This window comes from Pedobacter suwonensis (assembly GCF_044762335.1).
Classification (GTDB): Bacteria; Bacteroidota; Bacteroidia; order Sphingobacteriales; family Sphingobacteriaceae; genus Pedobacter.
The window spans coordinates 136,390-156,770 of sequence record NZ_JBIWEB010000009.1; the positions used below are offsets into that span (position 1 = coordinate 136,390).

Below are 20,381 nucleotides of genomic sequence, written 5' to 3' on the forward strand. Positions count from 1 at the left end.
AACAACCGCAGCGCTTAACCTGATAACATCAGCTTAGTTGCCCGCAGCAGTCCACGTGTCATTATCCGGATTTGAATCTGGCAACACTTTATCCGGATCCAAAGTAACCGATTCAATTTCTTCGGTTGATGGGAAACGAACCAACCAACTGGTATTTTTCATCCAAACGTCAACCGGAACTTTTACGGTCTCCGTTTTTCCGCTTTTGGTTTTGATCTGAAGGATGATCGGCATTGGCATTTTCTCCAGGTTTACAATTCTGATGTTGTATCCTTCCAGTTTATCGCCCTGTTTAACAGCTTCAACACCAGCAATACCCTGATCCATTTTCCAGCTATTTAACCACCAGCTTCTCCAGAACCAGGCTAAATCTTCTCCTGCCCCATTCTCCATCGAACGGAAGAAATCAAATGGTGTTGGATGTTTGAATGCCCAGTTTTTGATGTATTGGCGGAAAGCATAATCAAAACGGTCTTCACCTAAAATCTGATTTCTTAAAATATCGAGGCCCCACCCCGGCTTGCTGTATAGGTTAACGCCTATGTTTCTTTCAGCCATACCATCAGGCATCTGCATAATATTTTCGTAAATCGGATTACCGATCACACTTTTACCGATCTTGTGAAAATCAGCAGGAGGACCTGCATATTCGCCATTATTAAAGTTTTTCTTAGAAATGCCATTAATAAAAGTGTTAAACCCTTCGTCCATCCAACCATATTTACGCTCATTAGAACCTACAATCATCGGGAACCAGGTATGACCAAATTCATGATCGATTACCCCCCAGGCACTAGCTTTTTTTGCTTTCCAACCACAGAAAACAATACCTGGATATTCCATACCGCCAATATTTGTAGCTACGTTAACCGCCATTGGATATGGATATTCGAACCATTTTGATGAATAATGCTCAATGGTCGATTTTACATATTCTACACCACGGCCATAAGAATCAACACCGTTGCTTTCTACCGGTTGTGCAGAAACGGCCAACCCCGTTTTACCGCTTGGCAGTTTATACCTTGCAGCATCCAATACGAATGCTTTTGATGAAGCCCAGGCCGCATCGCGCGCATTAACAATTTTAAACTTCCAGGTTAATTTATCTTTGGCCGGGCGCGATTTTGGATCAGTTACTTCCGCCTCGCTACGAATGTGCACAGTAGCATCGCTCAATTTAGCTGCGTTCCATCTTTTTAATTGCTCCGGTGTAAAAACTTCTGCAGGGTTTAACAACTCGCCTGAGCCCATTACGATATGGCTAGCCGGCGCAGTAATGGCAAAGTTAATATCACCATATTCGCAATAAAACTCCCCACCGCCCCAATAAGGTAAAGTATTCCAGCCTATTACATCATCATACACACACATGCGTGGAAACCACTGGGCAATGGCAAAAATCTCACCGTTTTTGGTCGTTAAATGTCCGGTTCTATCCGATCCTTCTTTAGGCACGATATAAGAATAATCCATTTTGATGGTTATTAAATCTCCGTTTGGAGCCAGAGGCTGATCTAAACGGATCTGCATCCGGGTATCTTCAACTGTAGAAGTGAATTTTACGGCACCTGCTTTTTGAGCTACACTGATGTTTTGGATTTTATATCCCCCATCAAACTTTTCACCCTGTGCACCATAACGGCTACGCGACGGAGTAACCGCATAACCGCGAGATGTCTCTTTAAATGTATTTTGATCTAATTGTAACCATAGATAGGGCAATTTATCTGGACTGTTATTTTTATAGGTAATGGTAACTGTTCCGTTAACCATGTTTTTGTTTTCATCCAGATTGGCAGTAATGTTATAATCCACACGATTTTGCCAGTACTTAGGCCCCGGGGCACCGCTGGCAGAACGGAACTCATTCCCGTTTTGTGTATAAAAAAGTGGTCCAAAGGCTTCAGCAGGATTATAGTTCGTTGCTGGCGCAGGGGTTGTGGCCTGTTGAGCAGATGCTGAAAAAGCAAAAACACAACAAACCAAACCAAAATTAATCAGTTTAGTCAATTTCATGATCATAATAAGGTTGTAATATGCGGTAAATATAAAAAATAACCACATATCCATTTATATGTGGTTATAATGTTACTAATAGTATGTTTTTATATTAATTCGCTTTTAACTTTGGCAGATCCTGCAACTTTCTTTCCTGAGGTGTTAATTTGTTCCACGCTGCAAAGGCACGTGAGATGTAAAAAGCATAACGGAATGGTCGTTCGCCCTTAACAGCCTCAATTGAAGGCCGGTAAATGATCATAAAGTTTTTAAGCTCTTCGCCTTCCAGCTTTGTCAATTCAGTAATGGCCCTCGGGGTAAAATTTTCATCAATTTCATCCTGATACATTTCCTTTTCTTCTAAATCCGCCTCCTTACGCTGTTGTCTTTTATATTTACCATAACCCAGATTCAAGCTCAAACCACCAACTTTATCGGTCATGCGCTTACGGTTAAGGTTTCCACCCGTACTCAAAAGCGTATATTTTTCGGCCAACGGATCTTTAGCATCTGTAATCTGACTATTCATCCTAACCGCTTTAATATCTACATCTTTTAAATTATTTGTTTTAACGGGTAGGTATATGGTTCTGTTTAAAAGATTGGTTAAGTACAACGTATCGGTATGATACCCCACAGCAGAAAACTCTAAAAGGTCGCCAATATTGGCACTAATGGTATACTTTCCATCTTTATTGGTACTGGTTGATTTTTTACTGTTCAGGTTTCTGATGCTAACACCAGGAAGGGATAGGTTTTTTTTCGAAAAATCGAAAACTGTACCCGTAGTTATGTTTTGGGCAAAAACACCTATGGGCAAAGCCAGCAATAGCAAAATGATCAGTTTGTACATACTCAAAAGTAACTTAGTTGAACCATTAAAAGCTGCATTTAACAATCTTTAACATTAGAACAACTGAACTAGCCTAGTGTTTTTAAATAATTATTCTCATCAAATCCAATTAATACAGTCTTGTTATTTTGTTCAATAACCGGACGTTTTATTGCACTTGTGTTTTCTTTTAGATAAGCAACTGCTAAATCCTGGTTATCAATTTTGCCCTGCTCTTCTTTAGTTAGTTTTTTCCAGGTTAAACCCTTACGGTTCAATACCGTTTCCCAGCCGAAAATGTTACACCACTCGTTCAGTTTTTCAGCGGTAATGCCTTTTTTCTTAAAATCATGAAATTCATAATCAACCTGATGTGTTTTTAACCAATCGAGTGCCTTTTTAACTGTATTGCAATTTGGAATTCCGTAAACGGTCATATTGGATAATGTAAGATGGAAAATGTTATATGGATGATGGAGATACGAATCCAGCTATCCGTTTCAAAGATAACAAAATTGTTTATCCATGGTGTTGGATTTTGCTATCCGGTGCAAAGTGGAGATTCGAGAGTTGTGAACTATCTAACTCGCCCACTAGAAAGTTGACAACTCTATTCCGAAATCCTATTCATTCGTCACATTTTTAGTGCCTTCCATCACATTTTACTTATCGGTATAAATTCTCTTTGTAAAATTGTACTATAAATTTAAAATTCAATGGAAATTATTTCGGGTCGTCCAGCTGCTATCAAATCCAAAAACATCAACCAACTGGAGTTTTGGATTTCTACAACGTTATATATCCTCTCCCTGATCAGTATTTGTACAAAGATCAATTACGGACCTGGCCGCTCATACTATTACTCAGATAATGGTGTAAGTTATAATGTTCTTCAAAATTATTTCATTCCTGAGCTATTTAAAGTCAGCATGCTCTACTTCAGTTTTCTGCTGTTCAATTTTGTGTCAATGCCTCAACTGGCAAGGAAGCAAAATATCATCATGAACCTGATTATAACGGTTGCGGTTACTGCTTTTTCTATTGTTGCCTGGATGGTTGCCAATACATATACCCAGGCATACAGATTGATAGAATATGACGATATAGACCAGGCTTACGGTATATTTTTTGGCGAAGCATTCAGTTATATCTTTTTCCTTTACCTGCTCATCAATGCTTACTCATATTTTAATGAACGTGGATTAACACTACTCAAAAGAATTCCATTTTTAAACCATTATAATAACAATATCATTCCAGAAATTTTCACTGTTACTAAAATCTGGTTGATTTTACTCATGGTGTTTGCTGCTGTACTTTCGTTCAGGATCGATTACGAATTATTGATTATCTGGCTACTGGTACCGCCTGTAAATATCTTCTTTGCCTTTCTTGCTATCTATTACATCATCCCGAATCTTCGAAAAAATTTTAAGGGTTTTGGCCGGTATTTTTGGGGGAATGCAGGTTTAACTATACTCATCTCGATCCTCCTGCTTATTATCCTTATTCCTTTTATGCGCAATGGCGAAATTATACCGATTACCTTAATTTTAAATGCGATATGTTTAATATGTATAACCACGCCATCTGCCTGGTACATTTACAAACATAAATTTGAAAAACTCAGCGAAATACAGATGCTAAAAACCGAGTTGGGCAAATCGGATGCAAACCTGAATTTTTTAAAATCGCAGATCAATCCACACTTTTTATTCAATGCGTTAAATACCCTATATGGAACGGCCTTACAGGAAAATGCAGAAAGAACCGGCGAAGGGATCCAGAAGTTGGGCGATATGATGCGCTTTATGCTGCATGAGAATACCCAGGATAAAATTTCGCTTACCCGCGAGGTAGAATACCTGAACAATTATATCGATTTACAAAAACTCCGCATCTCACGTGGCGCAGATATCAAAATTGATGCGCGGATTGAAGAACAGTTGAACAACCTTCAGATTACACCGATGTTATTGATCCCATTTATCGAAAACGCATTTAAACATGGAATTAGTTTACAACAACCTTCGTACATAAAAATTACCCTGCAAACTAAGGAAAGCACCTTATATTTTGATGTAAGCAACAGCATATATGTTAAAGCTGATAATGATCCTGAAAAGCTAAAAAGCGGCATTGGACTTGAAAATGTTAAACAACGTTTGTCGTTACTTTATTATGGAAAACATGAGCTGATTATCCGCGAGATTGCCAACGAGTTTTTTGTGCATTTGACTTTGCAGCTGGATTAGTCTATCTCAACTAAAAGCAGAAATATCAGTAAAAGATAATGTTTTTATAAAAATTCTTATTATTGATCCCGAGATGACGTCATTTCGAGCGCAGTGCAACGAAGCCGAGAAATCTATATCAGCAGATCTCTCCTTTTCGTTTCACTTCAGTCGAGATGACGAGTACGTGTAAAGAACAAAATAGACAAACCTAAAAATGACTGCCATTGCTATAGATGATGAACCGATTGCATTAGACATTATAAAATCGCATGCCTCGAAAGTTCCGTTTATTACTTTGCAGGAAACCTTTACAGATGCCTTTGCGGCCATCACCTATCTTCAACACAACAAAGTTGACCTGATTTTTCTCGACATTAAAATGCCGGACATCAGCGGAATCGATTTTTTAAAAAGCCTGAGCAAACCGCCCATGGTTGTTTTTACTACGGCCTATACCGAACATGCAGTACAAAGTTTTGAACTTGATGCGATTGATTACCTGCTCAAACCCTTTTCGCTTTCGCGATTTTTAAAAGCCTGTAATAAAGCACTCGAACTGCTCAACCTGCGAAGCGGAAAACAAGCAATAAAAGCCAGTCACATCTTTTTAAAAGATGGTTATGAGCAGGTAAAAGTGGCTCTTGATGAAATTCTTTACATCGAAGCTTCGGGTAATTACACCCAGATACAGCTTAAAAGCAAGCTACTCAGCTCACGCATTACCATTAACGACCTTGCTGATTTATTACCAAAAACAGACTTTATCCGCTGCCACCGGGCTTTTATTGTAGCCAAAAATAAAATATCTAAATTCGACCGCAGCCAAATTTGGATTGGAGAAAAAATTGTTCCTATTGGGGCCACTTATGGCGGAATACAACTCACCTAATACAATTTAAACTTCGCAGGTTCTCAAAACTGATAGGTATTGACCGGCGATATTAAATGTAGAATTCCCGTAAAATAAACCTGATAGCAGCGGAAAACCAGCAGGTGAGGCACGAGCCAAGGCTTTGGAGCGGATAGCAGGACTTTCATCACCTAAGTGCGCCGAACCCTGCTTTCCCAATAAATTTAACCATCCAGGTTAGCTTAATGCATCCAAGCCATAACTTCAGTTCGACAAGTAATATTCCATTAAAGGTATAATGCAGTCATTTTGGTTCATCGCCGTAACACCGAACCCAGGCTTAGCGAAAACTCACCTAAGACGATTGATTTCAACATGAAAATCAACGACTTAAGGCTTTACACTTACCCTGATCCCGGCCGAATGGGTAGTAAAGTCTGGCGCATACATGCTTTGTAAACTGGTAACCCCATTCGAAAAATTGCCGGCGTGGGTAACCCTTAACGGATATTCGAACACGTAGGTCCCTTTTGGCATGTAACTGATAAAGAAATTGGTTGATGCATCTTTTGTACTTTCATAATAACCCAGACCGTCCTGATATTTATAGCTGGAAATTACATTAACAGGTTCAAAGCCCGAAGAACGCATATCTTTCAGATGGATGTATTCCATATCGCGATCACAATAAATTTCTATGCGCACCTTTAATAAATCGCCAGGTATTAAAACATTTGTGGTAGCTAACGGCGTCAGGATATCGCCTTTGGCACTGGCTTTTTGAATGAACAATTGTTTTTTGATTTTAATACCTGTGCTGGCAGATGTGATTTTATCCAGTTGCTCAAAATATTGCCAGTATAATGCACCCCAGGCGATGGTCTGGTTATTGTTTTTAACTGTAACACGGCCCATTTCCGGTTGAACATCCGCACCTGCAATGGTTATTTTCTGATAACCGGTTCCGGCCTCCTTTGTGGCATTAGCCTGTTGCAGCGCTGCTAATTTCCGGCCACCAATGGTAATTTCTGGTTCATTATTTTCAGTCAATAAATCGGTACCTCTCATTAACAGCGCATAACAGGCTGCAGCAGTAGCTTTAGTCGTTTTCCAATCGTTGGTTTGTTTGTTTTTGAGCAGCCAAATCTTCATTTCCTCTACAGCCTTTGTATCGTTGGCAACTTCATCGAAAGCTTCAATCAATAAAGCCTGCGTTTCAACCGGACTTTGGTACCACCACCAACCTGCTTTATTAGTAGCCCAGTACATCCCCATTTCATCATTTTGTTGTGCGGTTTGCCTTAACAGCGTAATGATTTTTTTTGCTTCTATACTATGGCCGTTTCTGTTGAGCACCAATGCTGCTTGCGCCAATTGATAGGTATCGAAAGTTTTCCAGTTGGATGCCAGTTTTTTGAGGTAAAAACCTTTGGCCTTTAAAAAATCGGTACCGGTATTTTTCTGACCGGTATAACTTCTGGCAAACAGGTAGTGCAGCGGCAGGTAGGCAAATTGTTTTCCCTTCAGTTCCTCTTTATAATCCTTAACAAGTGCCGCATCCAAATAAATAATGGCTTTGTTAAGCATGGCATTAAATTTTGGATAAGCCTTTTCATCAACCATTTTCAGTTTTTTTAATTGCCCCATGCCCAAAACAATATGCTGTGTAATATATCTATCTTCTCGCATGCCACTAAACCATGGGAAAGCCCCATTGCTGAACTGCATTTTTTCGAGCTTATCGAAATTGTTTTTCAGTTCGTGAGTCATTCTATTTAAATCGAAAAGCACTGCCAAACGCTTCTTACGTTCCGTTTCGTTATCCGCATTGCGTACCCAGGGTGTTTCTTCTAATAAAACTGATTTCAATTCCTGGTTTTTCTCCAGGTTGGATAACAACGCTTCGCCATTATTGGTGTTTTTCCATTGCTCAAAAACCGTTTTAATTTTTGGCGTCGAATTGATGATGCCCGTTGCGAAACTATTGGCATAAAAGCGGCTAAAATTTTGCTCGGCACATTCGTAAGGATATTCCATCAGGTAAGGTAGGGACTGCACCGCATACCAAACCGGGTTTGAAGTAAACTCAAAAGTTAGGCCTTGGTTACGCATGGTTTTAGAACTGCCCGATTTTTCGAGTTTTTCAAAATCAAATGTTTTGGTGGTATTGCCGCGAACATTTATGGGCATACTTTCAGTAACCAGCATGGCATTCCCCAAAACCGGAATGGTATTTTCTTCACCATCGCTGAACTTGCCACTTTGGGCCAAAACTTTACAGGTAATGGCATTAATGCCCGATGGGATAATTAAGGTCCACTTTAAAACGATATTACCCTCATTATCTACTTCAAAAGTTTTATCAGATTGTTCATTTGCTTCAAAAATTTGGATCTGTTTTCCTGTCAAAGCATCTGTAAGCGCTAAACTGGCATTGCCAGCAAGTTTTTTACCGGCTAAGTTATTCAGTTTGGCACTTAATAAAATGGTATCACCTTCCCTAAAAAAGCGTGGTGCGTTTATAGTTATGGCCAATTGTTTTTGCGTAACCAGCTCATTGGCAATGGTGGCTGTTTTTAAATCTTTGGTGTGTGCGAAACCCATCATTTTATAGCGGGTTAAACTTTGCGGTATGGTAAATTCAATCTTGATTTCACCTTTGGCATCCGTTAACAACTGAGGATAAAAAAATGCAAGTTCGTTGAAGTTGGTTCGGGCTGTTACATTTGAGTTTTGATATTTTAGCGCCTCTACCTCTTGACGTAATGTTGGATTCTTAAGTTTATCATTAAATGCTTCTCCTGAAACCGCACTCTTTAATCTTTCAACAGTAGGTGGTTCAAGACTTAGTCCAGCTACCTTCCCCTGTAAGGTTGACACTCCCCGAATCTGAACGGCTGCTGCCGTCATGTTCTGCTTTTTTTGCGCCGCATAACCCACAACCACTACCTCATTCAAAGCCTGTCCATCCTCCTTCAAATTTACATCAATCCGTTTTTTATTGCCTATTTTTATAGCGTAACGCTTAAAGCCGATAAAAGAGAAGTTCAGTGCCTCCCCAGCTTTGGCATCGATCGTATAAATACCAAAAACATTGGTTGTGGTTACTTTTTTACCTATACTAACCTGCACGCCAGGCAGTATTTCACCCTGACTATCGAACACCACCCCATAAATTAATTTACCGTTTTCCAATTCCGCCAGCTTTTTTACCGCTTCCGGAGACAAGCCTTTTCGTTTAGCCCTTTGTAAATTACTGATGTAGTTCCGGTAGCCATAATTGTATCCGCCATAATAGTTATACCCAAACAGGTTAAGATTTTCATAGCCCCGGGTAATTAAGCTATAATTTTTTTCCTGCCTTAAAAACCATAGGTAGCCTGGGTTAGACACATTGTTTACATTGAAATTCCAGTTATAAAAACCATAATTAAAGCCGGTTTGCAGATTCGTGTTCCAGTCCATTTGCTTAAGGTCGTCTAAACTTGCATCGTAAAGTGTGGCTACCATTTCGGCCATTTGTTTTTCTCCCTTGTTATTACTGATCTGCAGTTTCCAGCTTTCCTTTTCGCCTGGCTGTAATTTATTTCGAAAGGTCAAAAAACGAACGTTCAGTTCTTTTTTTGGATCAACAATTTGAACCAGCTGCATGGAGTTATAGAGGGTCCCCTGATGTACCATCGTAAACTGTACGGCAAAACCATCTTCAGCATTAACTTTTGGTTGTATTTTAACAATGGTCTGTTTTGGCGACAAATTAATCCACACTTTTTCGGCTATGCTATCGCGATAATAAACTTCGTAATAAGCCTTGCTGTTTTCTGTTAAACCTGCCAAACGGAATATGGCACTTTCATTGGGTTTGATCACCGTAACCTCCGGTGTAACCCATTCAATGTTTGATTGTATTACAGCTGGCATATCATGATAAACGACGAGATATCTATCTAGTTTAACCGTATCATTTTGTCCGTTTACTGCCGTTAAACTTATTTTATAATAACCTGGCTTCAGGTCTTTCTGGCTAAAACTCAAATTTCCGGTTCCATTTTTGGCACTCAGGTATTGTGTAAATTCTACTGATTTTACCGGCCATTTGGTTACTTCAAGTTCATTATTATAATCATCATCAGGGAAGTTTTTAATAAAATTTTCCTTGCCCATGACATAGTTTTCGGCATAAAAAGGGCTTTTGTTCATCAACCTGGATGGTGCCTTGAGTAAGCACCATTCTGCTTTCACATCAGCTTTAATGGCTTGATGATTTAAATTGGTAATAGAAAAAGAGAGGCTATCTGCTTTGTTGCTCAAATACAACACTTGTGCTGTACTGATGTTAAGCATAATGTCTTTCTTTCCTACAGTTAGGTTGATCGTCTTTGAACGGGTTTCCCCATTTAAATCGGTTATATCAGCTACGATTTCGTAGACATAATTTTTACTGGTATCCGTAGCATTTGCAAAAAAGGTAATCTCAAATTTACCGTCCGTTTTCGTATTTGTTTTACCAATGGCTACCTGTTTTCTTGCAACATTTATCCCCGAACCATAAACTGTACTCGGCTGTCCATAACTGAGCCTGTAATCATACATCAGGTTTCTAAAAACTTTATAAGCCACCTTCGCGTTGCTTACCGAATAGCCCGAAAATGAACTGGCTTTACCCTCAACTCTGATGCTATCGTTCAATTTATAATGTTTGTTGGGTTTATCAAAAACTACTTCAAAAGTAGGACGCTTATATTCTTCAACCTGTACAGTAGTGCGGCCATAATCGGTTTCAATTTCCATGCTTCCGTTTAATATGCCCGTTGGGATGGTAAAAGAGCCCTGGAATGTGCCATAATCATTACTCACCAGTTTCGTCGTGGTAATCTCTTTTCCATTGGCATCATTAAAAGAAACATCAACATCTTTATTTATTTGGATTTTATTTTGTCCATTCAGGATTTTTAAACACAATCCTTTATAATAAACGGTTTGCCCGGGGCGGTAAATTGGTCTATCGGTGAAGAGAATCACCCGTTCATCATCTTCATCATCCCGGTAGCCGTTATGGTTGTTGATGTATAATTTCAATTCATCTTTTCCGAGCGTAACTACCGCGTAAGCCATATTTCTGTCGGTTTCATATGTACTGGCATAACCTTTATCATTGGTTGTAATTAAAGCGCCATCAATAAACTTCCGGGTATTATAATCATATCTCCGTTGCTGAATCTTTACGTTTTTTAAAGGTGTACCATTGTTCAGCTGACTGACAAAAAATTCGTGTTTTTCGATATCACGCCTATTAATCACTGCCATAGCCGTAACCTTGAAATTGATGTTGCTATAAATGGTATCGTTCTGGTTGCGGTTAATGGTTTGTGCAATTAAAGTATAACTGCCAAAAGGCAATCCCTCCATTTTATCTACTAAACTGTGGGTTTGATAGTCGTTGGTCCTGGGAACAGCTATTATCCATTGCCTCAAAGCTTTATTATTTTTCAAAAAAGCTAAGAAACCGGCCTTATTGTTAAACTGTTCATATTCATTTTTAAATTCGGGCGAATGGTATAGCCTCAGCTGTACACTATCAGTGTTTTTATATGATAAATATAATTGGCTTGGCCGATAGGGCTGTATAAATTCTTTTACCTGAACCGATAAACTACTGCTTTTAATATCTTCAATTAAATTTCTGGCGTTCTCCGCTCCAATGCTCTTTGGAAAGGTATTTACCGATTTTTCGGCCAAAGCAACTGCTGTAACCAGGTTTTGCTTATTGGTATCAACGGGTAACTGTGCATTTTTATGTAAAATGGCCTGCTCAAACAAAATATCAGCAAAGACCTCGCTTGTAATACTTTGCTCAGCCAAATGGCTTAAGGCATTATTATATAATTCCTGACCGTCGCCAACAAAATGCTGGTATACAAATTTTAACCGTTTTAAATCCACATCTGCCAGTGCTGAAAAATTATTACTTTTCTGATGAAATAAGATCAGGTTTTTAAACAGCTGCAAAGCCTGCGTTTTAAAAGAGGTACTATCGATAGGTATTTCAGCAGCCAAGAATACCTGTCTGCTTCCCAGCCAATCAACATTACTCATGTCAATTGGTTCATCATCATGTTGAGTGAGGCCTATTTGAGTATTGCTGAAAACATCAATGGCACGGTGGGCCAGCAGATCATATACTGTAGGCCTGAAGCTTCTGTATGTTTTATCGCCAGCCAAAACGGCATCTAAAGTATCTACTTTTATCTGTTGTAAAATCTGGCTTTCTTTTAAAGATAAAAGGTAATATTTTACGGTTTCATCATTCAGTTTTTTGATGTCCCAGGTTTTAATATCCTCTCCAATATCGCCCTGTACCCGCGTACGCTCATTAATCTGCCAACGGTTTTGTTTAAGATAGTTCCAATAGGTTTCTGCTAAAAGTGACTGTAAAATGCTTTTAGCAGGCTGTTTGGCATTGCCAATATCTTTACGCAAATCCATCAAAATTTTATCAAAGGCGTTTTCTTCCAGGTAACTTTGAAACATCATCCGATAAATAACTGATTTAATAAGCAAAGGCATATTGTCAGTTTGGCTTGCCTGCTTATATATCTTGTCAATCAATGCAAGCGCATCTTTAGGTTTAGCCTGGGTTGCAATGGAATCTACCCTGTAAAAATCGATCAGCGTAAATTTATGCTGTGCAGAAACATTAAAGGAAAACAAAAGAATAAAAAGAAATAATGTGGAGATACGTAATAATATTTTCATAAGTATGGATTGCGTTTTCAATATTGATGGAATGAAGGCCTAAATTCCATACGCAATTTAGATTTTATATGATTTTTATAAGAATCTAAGTGTTGATGAACCAAATGTTACAAGCCACAAACATTAAGGTTTTTAACATTCAATGCATAACATTATCTTTGCTTGATGTCAACACAATTAAAAAATCTATCTGATTTCTCTCACACTACGGTTCCTAGTGGTGAAAATTATAAATTCGGAATTATCGTAGCCGAGTGGAATGCCGAAATTACGGGTGCATTATACAACGGCGCATTGAAAACCCTCCTGGCAAATGGCGTTGCCGAAGAAAATATAATTTCTTTACCCGTACCGGGTAGTTTTGAATTAACAGGCGGCGCAGAAATTTTATTGAGCAAAAGAAGCGATATAGATGCCGTAATCTGCCTGGGTTGCGTCATTCAGGGAGACACGAAACATTTCGATTTTATTTGCGATGCTGTAGCACAAGGAATAACAAATGTTGGTATTAAATATAGTAAACCGGTTATTTTTGGCGTTTTAACAACTAACAACCTGGAGCAGGCTCAAGACCGTGCAGGCGGCAAACATGGTAACAAAGGTGATGAAGCTGCAATTACCGCTATTAAAATGGCTGATTTTTCTGCACAAATTTAAACTTGTCTTTTAATAATTATTTGTAACTTAGGCGTTTAAAATTTATCAGATCAGATGATGCCATCAGAACCAGTGCTTGATCGCTTCATTACCATTGAAACAAAATTAAACAGATGAAAAAAGTAGCCATCTTATTATTGGCGGTGTTCTGCACCATTACCATTTTAGAATCTTGTTCTTCTAAACTTTGCCCGGCCTATGGATCTTATCCTGAAGGAAGACGCAGAAGAAACTAACCCAACTATTTCTAATCTTCATATTCAGGTCATTTGCAGAACTTTATTAAGCTGCAATTGTTATTCTGTAAATTATATCATAAATATCATGAATTGGGTTAACTTAACTTCAATGGAGCAGCTTGACGAGATCAAGAATGCAAGCGGTTTTAGTCTTATTTTTAAACACAGCACACGTTGTTCAATTAGTTTAATGGCTAAAAAGAATTTCGAATTTGACTGGGATGTTATTCCGTCGGAAACAAAACTTTATTTTTTAGATTTAATCAGCTATCGTGATATTTCTAACCAGATTGCAGAAGTATTTCAGGTAGCACATCAATCACCTCAGATTTTATTGATAAAAAACGGTGATTGTGTATTAGAAGCATCGCATAGCGATATTTCTGCTGATGAAGTTGCAGAAGTGATCGCGGCATAACGATAAAAAAATTCAGACAAAGGGTATTCAAGCAATTGGATACCTTTTTTTTGTGGTTTTTCTTTAAAAAAGCGACATTCAGCGTCTGACAGGTTATCGAAGACTTATTATCCTTTCACCAAACGTTCCTACGGAACGAAAAAGCTACTTCTTTTTAGGTTACCCATAACAAGTCCGTACGCGACGCACGTAACTCTCCCAGGTCTCCGGCGTGTTCTGAAACGATATGGATGTATAACGAAAAGAGAATCTCAGCTACGCCTATTATTGAGTTTGTAAACTCAATTCCATTTGTAAATCCGTAGAGACGCTACGCTTAACTCTACGAACAGATATATGCTCACAAACCTAGGGTACTTTCAAAAAAAAGGTCCCGATTTATACCGAGACCTAAATAATATTTTGATTTATTATAGCTTAAGCTACTACCGTGTTTTCTATTTTCAACACCCTTGATGTTCTTGTTCTGGTTTCTCTGCACAATTCCGGATCCTGGGCAAGTGGTTTTCCATAAGTAGGAATCATCTCTTTGATTTTTGCCTGCCATTCATCAGTAGCCAAATCATCGGCAAAACAACGATTTAACAAGTCGAGCATAATAGAAACCGCTGTTGATGCTCCGGGAGACGCACCCAACAAGGCCGCGATAGAACCATCGGCAGCACTAACCACCTCTGTACCAAACTCTAAAATTCCACCTTTTTTCTCATCCTTTTTTATCACCTGAACACGCTGACCAGCATATTCCAATTCCCAATCTTTTAGCTCAGCCGTTGGTAGATACTCTTTTAATGCTTCCAATCTATCTTCTGGCGACTGCCTAACCTGTTCGATTAAATATTTTGTTAAATCAAGGTTATGTAAACCGGCCGAAATCATTGGTCGGATATTATTAAATTTTATTGATTTTGGTAAGTCTAAAAACGATCCGTTTTTGAGAAATTTAGTCGAGAAACCTGCATATGGCCCAAATAACAATGCCTGCCTGCCATTAATCATTCTCGTATCCAGGTGCGGTACCGACATGGGAGGAGCGCCAACCGCAGCCTTACCGTAAACTTTGGCGTGGTGTTTTTTGATAATTTCTTCGTTGGTGCATTTTAACCATTGTCCGCTAACAGGGAAACCGCCAAATCCTTTTCCTTCCGGGATATCAGATTTTTCCAACAATGGCAATGACCCGCCACCGGCACCGATAAATACAAATTTGGCTACCCGTTTGCGTTTGTCGCCACTTTCCAGATCTTTAACCTTTACAATCCAGTTCCCATCCTTATTCTTCTTTAAGTCTCGGATTTCGTGATTGAAATACAGGTTAACGTTGCTTTCTTCCTTTAAGTGGTTAAACATATCGCGGGTTAATGTACCGAAGTTGACATCAGTACCCAAATCCATTTTAGTAGCCGCAATTTTCTCACCTTTTTTACGACCATCCATAATCAATGGTGCCCAGCTTTTTACAAGCTCAGCATCTTCTGTATATTGCATGTCGCTAAACAGATCGCATTGAGTTAAGGCATCATAGCGCTTTTTAAGATATTCGACATTCTTTTTACCCCAAACAAAACTCATGTGTGGAATATTGCGGATAAAATTGCAGGGATCAGATACCAGTCCCCTGCTCACCAAATATGACCAAAATTGCTTGGAAACCTCAAAATGCTCTGCAATTTGAACCGCTTTTTTTATTTCGATAGAACCATCTTTCTTTTCGGGCGTGTAGTTTAATTCGCAAAAAGCCGAATGTCCTGTACCAGCATTATTCCAGGCATCAGAACTTTCTGCTGCCGCAATATCTAAACGTTCGTAAATTTCTATGCTTAAATTCGGCTCTAATTGTTTTAATAAAACACCTAGGGTTGCACTCATGATGCCAGCCCCTATCAAAATTACATCAGCGTCAGTTTTGCCAACTGTCTTTTTCTTTTTTGTCATCTTAGCTTAAAGGAGTTACAAATTTAGAATGATTTTAAACATACCACGAATTTTGGAGAGATTAAATCTTAAAAAATTGCTCAAAAATTAGAAATATTTCTAGTTTTTTACCAATTAATAATCAAATTTTAATCCAAAAAACAGTTTGATCAATTAAAAACAAAAAATGCAAGTTGAAGTTTACAAAAAGCTGGCTATCAAAAGCGCTAATCACAGCGATAATCAAACGGTAACATGGCTTAGAATATTAACCAACTTACCAAATGGATCTCTGGTGTAAAAACGCCTTACACCCCATGGTTCGTTAACCGGTCCGTATTCTACAGAAAGCCCGGCCGCTTTCACCTTTTCAAATACATCATCAACATTGTCTACCTCAACAGATAAATCTGGTGTTGGTGTACCTGATCCGCCTTCAGAAGCGAAACTGATCTGTACATCCATCTTTTCACCTATCGCACCGTAAGTTGCAATCCAGCCATGGTCCATGATTAGATCAAGTCCCAAAATGTTTTTATAGAAACTGGCCGCAGCTAAAATTTCAGGCGTATCAATATTAAGTACAATTCTTTTTACCATCAGGAAAAAGGTTAAATAGGATTCACCATGAGCCTGTCGAAAAAACTATCTAAATCGTTTCGACAGGCTCAATGAGACATAAATTCAATATTGAGTGGAACTATATTTCCGAATTAGTTTTTAAGCTTCGCTTTAAATACTTTTTCCAGTTTCTGTATTTTTGGAAGGATGACCAACCTGCAATACGGCTCACTCCCGTTTTTGTTAAAATAATTCTGGTGATAATTTTCAGCGACATAAAAAGGCTTTGCGGCCTCTATTGCCGTCACTACTTTCTTGCCATAAGCATTGGTTTTGTTTAATTCGGCCTTGTACTTTTCTGCCAATGCTTTTTGCTCTGCTGAATGATAAAAAATTACCGATCGGTATTGTGTACCGCTATCTGCGCCCTGGCGATTTAGTGTAGTCGGATCGTGGCTTTTCCAAAAAACTTCCAATAGCTCATCGTAAGATATCACCATTGGGTTATAGGTAATCTCCAAAACCTCGGCATGCCCGGTAGCCCCTGTACAAACCTCTTCGTAAGTTGGGTTGCTCAGCGCACCGCCTTCATAACCTGATTTTACAGAGATTACACCTTTTAATCTTTGAAATATCGCTTCGGTACACCAAAAACAGCCCATACCAAACGTTGCCTTTTCCGTCTTTTTTCCTTGTGCATTTGCCTGGTTTAACGACAGTATGGCAAGTAGGATCAAAAATAATTTTCTCATGTGTGTTTTTATTTATATCTAATTATACGCAAAATAAAACGGTGTAGTTTGTATTAAATCAATAATGGATTTTGTATGACAATCGCAACAAATTGTTGATTCTGCTGTTAATGTTAACAACTTAATACATTCAATAACAAATATTTAAGGCACTATTTTATTACTAAAACACACTTATTAACAATTCTTTTTTAAATTCGTATAACATTATAAATATAAGATTATGTCTACACCGTATATTCCCTGTTTAGATTTAGGTTCCTACATCAACGGTTCTGAAGAAGATCGTAAAAAGTTTTCTGATGAATTGGGCAGGGCTTTTAACGATTCTGGTTTCGTTACCATAACCAACCATGGTTTAAGTCAGGAATTGATTGATAAACTTTACGAAAACATCAAAGCGGCATTTTCGTTGCCCGTTGAAATCAAAAGGAAATATGAAAAACCAGAATTGGCAGGCCAGCGCGGCTATACCAGCGCGGGTAAAGAGACGGCTAAGGGTGCAAAGACACCTGATTTAAAAGAATTCTGGCAGATTGGGCAAGAAGTAACTGACGGCGATCCGGTTAAAAATGAATATCCTGATAATGAAATTTTAGAGGAATTACCTGACTTTAATAAGGTAACGGGAGAAATCTATAAAAAACTGGAAGAAAACGGAACGCATTTATTGCGTGCCATTGCCACTTATTTAGAGTTGCCGGTCAATTATTTCGATAAACATGTCCATAATGGAAATTCTATTTTGAGAGGTATCCATTACTTCCCGATCGAAAACCCTGAAACCATTCCGGATGATGCGGTACGCGCAGGCGCACATGAAGATATCAACCTGATCACCTTATTAATTGGTGCCAGTGCCGATGGCCTTGAGGTGTTAACAAGAAGCAACGAATGGTTGCCAATTAAAGCACACCATACCGATATTGTGGTAAATGTGGGCGATATGCTACAACGTTTAACCAATAATAAATTAAAATCGACAACGCACAGGGTAGTAAACCCGCCGCGTGAGCTAATGAAAACTTCACGTTACTCTGTTCCATTCTTTTTACACCCGCGCAGCGATATGGATTTAACCAGTTTACCATCAACCATTGATGCGGAACACCCTAAAGCCTATAGCGATATGACAGCCGGCGAATATCTGGATGAACGTTTGAGGGAAATTGGATTGAAGAAATAGTCTGGAGTCGTAAGTACTCAGTTTTGAGTCTCTGGTGAATTTTATAAATAAAACAAAAGCATCGGCTAAAACCGATGCTTTTTTGGTTATGTTAATTATTTAAGTTAAAGAGTTATCAACTTCACAGCAAACTGGTTGTTAAAGTTGACAACTCTGAGTACTGGCAACCAAGCTTTATTTTTTCGATTCATCAATGGCTTTATTGATTACATCCTGAATTCTACCCCTGATTTTTAAATTGGAAAGTTTATCGGTAACGGTTGGATTTACACGGTTAGATAAAAACACATAAACCAAACCCCGTGATGGATCTACCCAAACGCAGGTTCCGGTGTATCCGGTATGGCCATATGTTTGTGGAGAGGCCAGATCAGAAGGGTAATGTTTGGTGCTATCCGGGTCCCAACGATCGAAACCCAAACCCCTGCGGCTCACATTTGATTGTTTGGAGGTAAAAAGATCTACCGTCGAATTTTTGAAATAAGTTTCTCCTCCATAGGTACCACGGTTTAACAACATCTGGTAAATAATGGCCAGATCGTTGGCACTGGCAAATAAACCGGCATGACCTGAAACTCCACCTGCTAAGGCCGCGCCCTGATCGTGCACATAACCTACAAGTAAGGTTTTTCTAAAATACTTATCATCTTCGGTTGGAATGATCTGCTCTGGTTTAAAACGGTTGCGCGGCAGAAAACCTGCCGTTTGCATCCCTAGTGGCTTATAAAAGTTTTCGTAAGTATATTGATTTAAAGGCTCCTCGCTAATATGCTCTACAATATCTTTCATTACATACATGCTGATATCGCTGTAAACATATTTACCCCGCGTTTTGATGGGCGAATTAAGCATCTTAGGCCACATAAAATCTTTAAAAAAGCCTTTTTTGATATAATAATTATCGGCTACTTTGGTTGGATAGGCTGCGGATGAATCTCTGCTATAATCGCCAGTTTTAACGTAATCATGAAAAGGAATGTAAGGGATAAAACCTGCCTGGTGCAACATCACCTCGCGTACCTGAATATTATTCATAGGCGTAGTACGTGCTTTAGGAATGTACGCCCCGATATTAGTATCCAGTTTCAGTTTCCCTTCTTCAAACAAGCGCATTACCGCTGGTGTAGTTGCCGTTATTTTCGTTACAGATGCAAGATCGAAAATATCGGTTACCTTATCTGGCACATTGCTATCATAGGTATAATTACCATAAGCCTTATTAAAAATTACTTTACCATCCTTCGCCACCAAAACCACTAACCCTGGAGTAGCTTTTTGTGCTATAGCTTCGGAAGCAATAGCATCAATTTCTTTTAAGTTGTTAGCATTTAAACCAGCATCTTCCGGAACAGTATATTTTAATCGCGTAGCTGTTGTCGTAAAACCAGACCCCATCGTATAACGGGCAGAATAAGCAGTGGTTAACTTATTTGAAGCAGCCATACCTCCAAAAATATACTGCGGTACAATAGCCGCAGCATCAGCATTATTTTGACTGGTCCATATAATCGGCGATTTTAACAGATCGAATGATTTTAAACCGGGTCCATTACCAAAAAATGAAACAATTACCTGTTTATTTTTACTAATACTGTTAATGAAGTTAATGTATGGGGCCTTAGTTACCTGCTGATCATCAATCGCAACTAAAATGGTATTGAAATATTTAAGGTCATCTTCCAGATCATTCAAATTCAGGCTATCTTTATAAGAATTAGTAGAAAACGAGGTTACCTTATCATATTTATTAGCCAGACTATCAAAAACTTTGCTATAGGCAAAGCCAAGGCTAACCGAAGCGATATTTTTTTTTGCTAATGATTTTAAAGGAATAATTCCATCCTGATTGTTTAACAAAACCGTTGCGTTAGCAATTGCATTCGCGATAGCCAATTTTTTTTCATTCGCTGTATGATCCTGTGCGCAGGCCATTAAACATAAAATATTGCAACAAAATGCTACAGCCATAATACACAAT

The 20,381-nt window shown here is 38.7% G+C and carries 14 protein-coding genes; 6 read left to right on the forward strand and 8 right to left on the reverse strand.

Features of this window, described 5'->3' with window-relative positions; genetic code table 11:
• Nucleotides 1–33: 33 nt before the first annotated feature.
• The 3 genes from ACIQXP_RS15715 to ACIQXP_RS15725 form a co-directional block, all read right to left on the reverse strand.
• The gene (locus tag ACIQXP_RS15715) at nt 34–2,019 is read right to left on the reverse strand and encodes a M1 family metallopeptidase (RefSeq protein WP_387505891.1); all 1,986 of its coding nucleotides are present in this window, start codon (nt 2,017–2,019) and stop codon (nt 34–36) included.
• A gap of 94 nt (nt 2,020–2,113) precedes the next feature.
• Nucleotides 2,114–2,854 carry a carboxypeptidase-like regulatory domain-containing protein gene (locus ACIQXP_RS15720; protein ID WP_387505890.1) on the reverse strand — a complete coding sequence of 247 codons (741 nt, stop codon included), beginning with the start codon at nt 2,852–2,854 and terminating at the stop codon, nt 2,114–2,116.
• A gap of 68 nt (nt 2,855–2,922) precedes the next feature.
• Entirely contained in the window at nt 2,923–3,270 is a 348-nt protein-coding gene (locus ACIQXP_RS15725; RefSeq protein WP_387505889.1) for a Spx/MgsR family RNA polymerase-binding regulatory protein, read from the reverse strand.
• Nucleotides 3,271–3,549: 279 nt separating this feature from the next.
• Here ACIQXP_RS15725 and ACIQXP_RS15730 point away from each other — a divergent pair, with 279 nt between their 5' ends.
• Together ACIQXP_RS15730 and ACIQXP_RS15735 are read left to right on the forward strand one after the other, a co-directional pair.
• Nucleotides 3,550–5,088, forward strand: coding sequence for a sensor histidine kinase (locus tag ACIQXP_RS15730; RefSeq protein ID WP_387505888.1), 1,539 nt, complete (start codon nt 3,550–3,552; stop codon nt 5,086–5,088).
• 196 nt (nt 5,089–5,284) lie between these two features.
• Nucleotides 5,285–5,959: a LytR/AlgR family response regulator transcription factor gene (locus ACIQXP_RS15735; RefSeq protein WP_387505887.1), complete on the forward strand. Its 675-nt coding sequence runs from the start codon at nt 5,285–5,287 to the stop codon at nt 5,957–5,959.
• A 351-nt stretch (nt 5,960–6,310) separates the two neighbouring features.
• On the opposite strand, the gene ACIQXP_RS15740 is transcribed toward ACIQXP_RS15735, so the two are convergent.
• On the reverse strand, nt 6,311–12,676 hold the full coding sequence (locus tag ACIQXP_RS15740) for an alpha-2-macroglobulin family protein (protein WP_387505886.1): 6,366 nt from the start codon (nt 12,674–12,676) through the stop codon (nt 6,311–6,313).
• Nucleotides 12,677–12,841: 165 nt separating this feature from the next.
• Between ACIQXP_RS15740 and ribH the strand changes: the two genes are divergently transcribed.
• The 3 genes from ribH to ytxJ all read left to right on the forward strand — a co-directional run bounded on the left by ribH (nt 12,842) and on the right by ytxJ (nt 13,990).
• Nucleotides 12,842–13,333 (forward strand): 6,7-dimethyl-8-ribityllumazine synthase, encoded by a 492-nt coding sequence (gene ribH, locus ACIQXP_RS15745; RefSeq protein WP_387505885.1) that lies wholly within the window; start codon nt 12,842–12,844, stop codon nt 13,331–13,333.
• Between the two features lie 113 nt (nt 13,334–13,446).
• Complete coding sequence (locus ACIQXP_RS15750) at nt 13,447–13,569, forward strand: hypothetical protein (RefSeq protein WP_262503181.1); 123 nt, start codon at nt 13,447–13,449, stop codon at nt 13,567–13,569.
• Nucleotides 13,570–13,657: 88 nt separating this feature from the next.
• Nucleotides 13,658–13,990, forward strand: coding sequence for a bacillithiol system redox-active protein YtxJ (gene ytxJ, locus ACIQXP_RS15755; protein ID WP_293744770.1), 333 nt, complete (start codon nt 13,658–13,660; stop codon nt 13,988–13,990).
• 417 nt (nt 13,991–14,407) lie between these two features.
• Here the strand turns inward: ytxJ and ACIQXP_RS15760 are convergent, their stop codons facing one another.
• From ACIQXP_RS15760 to msrA, 3 genes are all read right to left on the reverse strand, one after another.
• The gene (locus ACIQXP_RS15760; RefSeq protein ID WP_387505884.1) at nt 14,408–15,925 is read right to left on the reverse strand and encodes a malate:quinone oxidoreductase; all 1,518 of its coding nucleotides are present in this window, start codon (nt 15,923–15,925) and stop codon (nt 14,408–14,410) included.
• Nucleotides 15,926–16,147: 222 nt separating this feature from the next.
• Nucleotides 16,148–16,504 carry a VOC family protein gene (locus tag ACIQXP_RS15765; protein WP_293744772.1) on the reverse strand — a complete coding sequence of 119 codons (357 nt, stop codon included), beginning with the start codon at nt 16,502–16,504 and terminating at the stop codon, nt 16,148–16,150.
• A gap of 113 nt (nt 16,505–16,617) precedes the next feature.
• Nucleotides 16,618–17,217, reverse strand: coding sequence for a peptide-methionine (S)-S-oxide reductase MsrA (gene msrA / locus ACIQXP_RS15770; protein ID WP_387505883.1), 600 nt, complete (start codon nt 17,215–17,217; stop codon nt 16,618–16,620).
• 223 nt (nt 17,218–17,440) lie between these two features.
• On the opposite strand from msrA, the gene ACIQXP_RS15775 reads away from it, so the two are divergent.
• Nucleotides 17,441–18,403: an isopenicillin N synthase family dioxygenase gene (locus ACIQXP_RS15775; protein WP_293744774.1), complete on the forward strand. Its 963-nt coding sequence runs from the start codon at nt 17,441–17,443 to the stop codon at nt 18,401–18,403.
• Nucleotides 18,404–18,577: 174 nt separating this feature from the next.
• Here the strand turns inward: ACIQXP_RS15775 and ACIQXP_RS15780 are convergent, their stop codons facing one another.
• Entirely contained in the window at nt 18,578–20,371 is a 1,794-nt protein-coding gene (locus ACIQXP_RS15780; protein WP_387505882.1) for a serine hydrolase domain-containing protein, read from the reverse strand.
• Between the last annotated feature and the right edge of the window lie 10 nt (nt 20,372–20,381).

Excerpts from the sequence above, each read along its gene's own strand:
- ribH (WP_387505885.1), top strand. The coding sequence starts at position 12,842 with ATGTCAACACAATTAAAAAATCTATCTGATTTCTCTCACACTACGGTT.
- ACIQXP_RS15780 (WP_387505882.1), bottom strand. The coding sequence starts at position 20,371 with ATGGCTGTAGCATTTTGTTGCAATATTTTATGTTTAATGGCCTGCGCA.
- ACIQXP_RS15730 (WP_387505888.1), top strand. The coding sequence starts at position 3,550 with ATGGAAATTATTTCGGGTCGTCCAGCTGCTATCAAATCCAAAAACATC.
- ACIQXP_RS15775 (WP_293744774.1), top strand. The coding sequence starts at position 17,441 with ATGTCTACACCGTATATTCCCTGTTTAGATTTAGGTTCCTACATCAAC.
- ACIQXP_RS15715 (WP_387505891.1), bottom strand. The coding sequence starts at position 2,019 with ATGAAATTGACTAAACTGATTAATTTTGGTTTGGTTTGTTGTGTTTTT.
- ACIQXP_RS15725 (WP_387505889.1), bottom strand. The coding sequence starts at position 3,270 with ATGACCGTTTACGGAATTCCAAATTGCAATACAGTTAAAAAGGCACTC.
- ACIQXP_RS15750 (WP_262503181.1), top strand. The coding sequence starts at position 13,447 with ATGAAAAAAGTAGCCATCTTATTATTGGCGGTGTTCTGCACCATTACC.
- msrA (WP_387505883.1), bottom strand. The coding sequence starts at position 17,217 with ATGAGAAAATTATTTTTGATCCTACTTGCCATACTGTCGTTAAACCAG.
- ACIQXP_RS15735 (WP_387505887.1), top strand. The coding sequence starts at position 5,285 with ATGACTGCCATTGCTATAGATGATGAACCGATTGCATTAGACATTATA.
- ACIQXP_RS15765 (WP_293744772.1), bottom strand. The coding sequence starts at position 16,504 with ATGGTAAAAAGAATTGTACTTAATATTGATACGCCTGAAATTTTAGCT.
- ACIQXP_RS15720 (WP_387505890.1), bottom strand. The coding sequence starts at position 2,854 with ATGTACAAACTGATCATTTTGCTATTGCTGGCTTTGCCCATAGGTGTT.
- ACIQXP_RS15740 (WP_387505886.1), bottom strand. The coding sequence starts at position 12,676 with ATGAAAATATTATTACGTATCTCCACATTATTTCTTTTTATTCTTTTG.
- ytxJ (WP_293744770.1), top strand. The coding sequence starts at position 13,658 with ATGAATTGGGTTAACTTAACTTCAATGGAGCAGCTTGACGAGATCAAG.
- ACIQXP_RS15760 (WP_387505884.1), bottom strand. The coding sequence starts at position 15,925 with ATGACAAAAAAGAAAAAGACAGTTGGCAAAACTGACGCTGATGTAATT.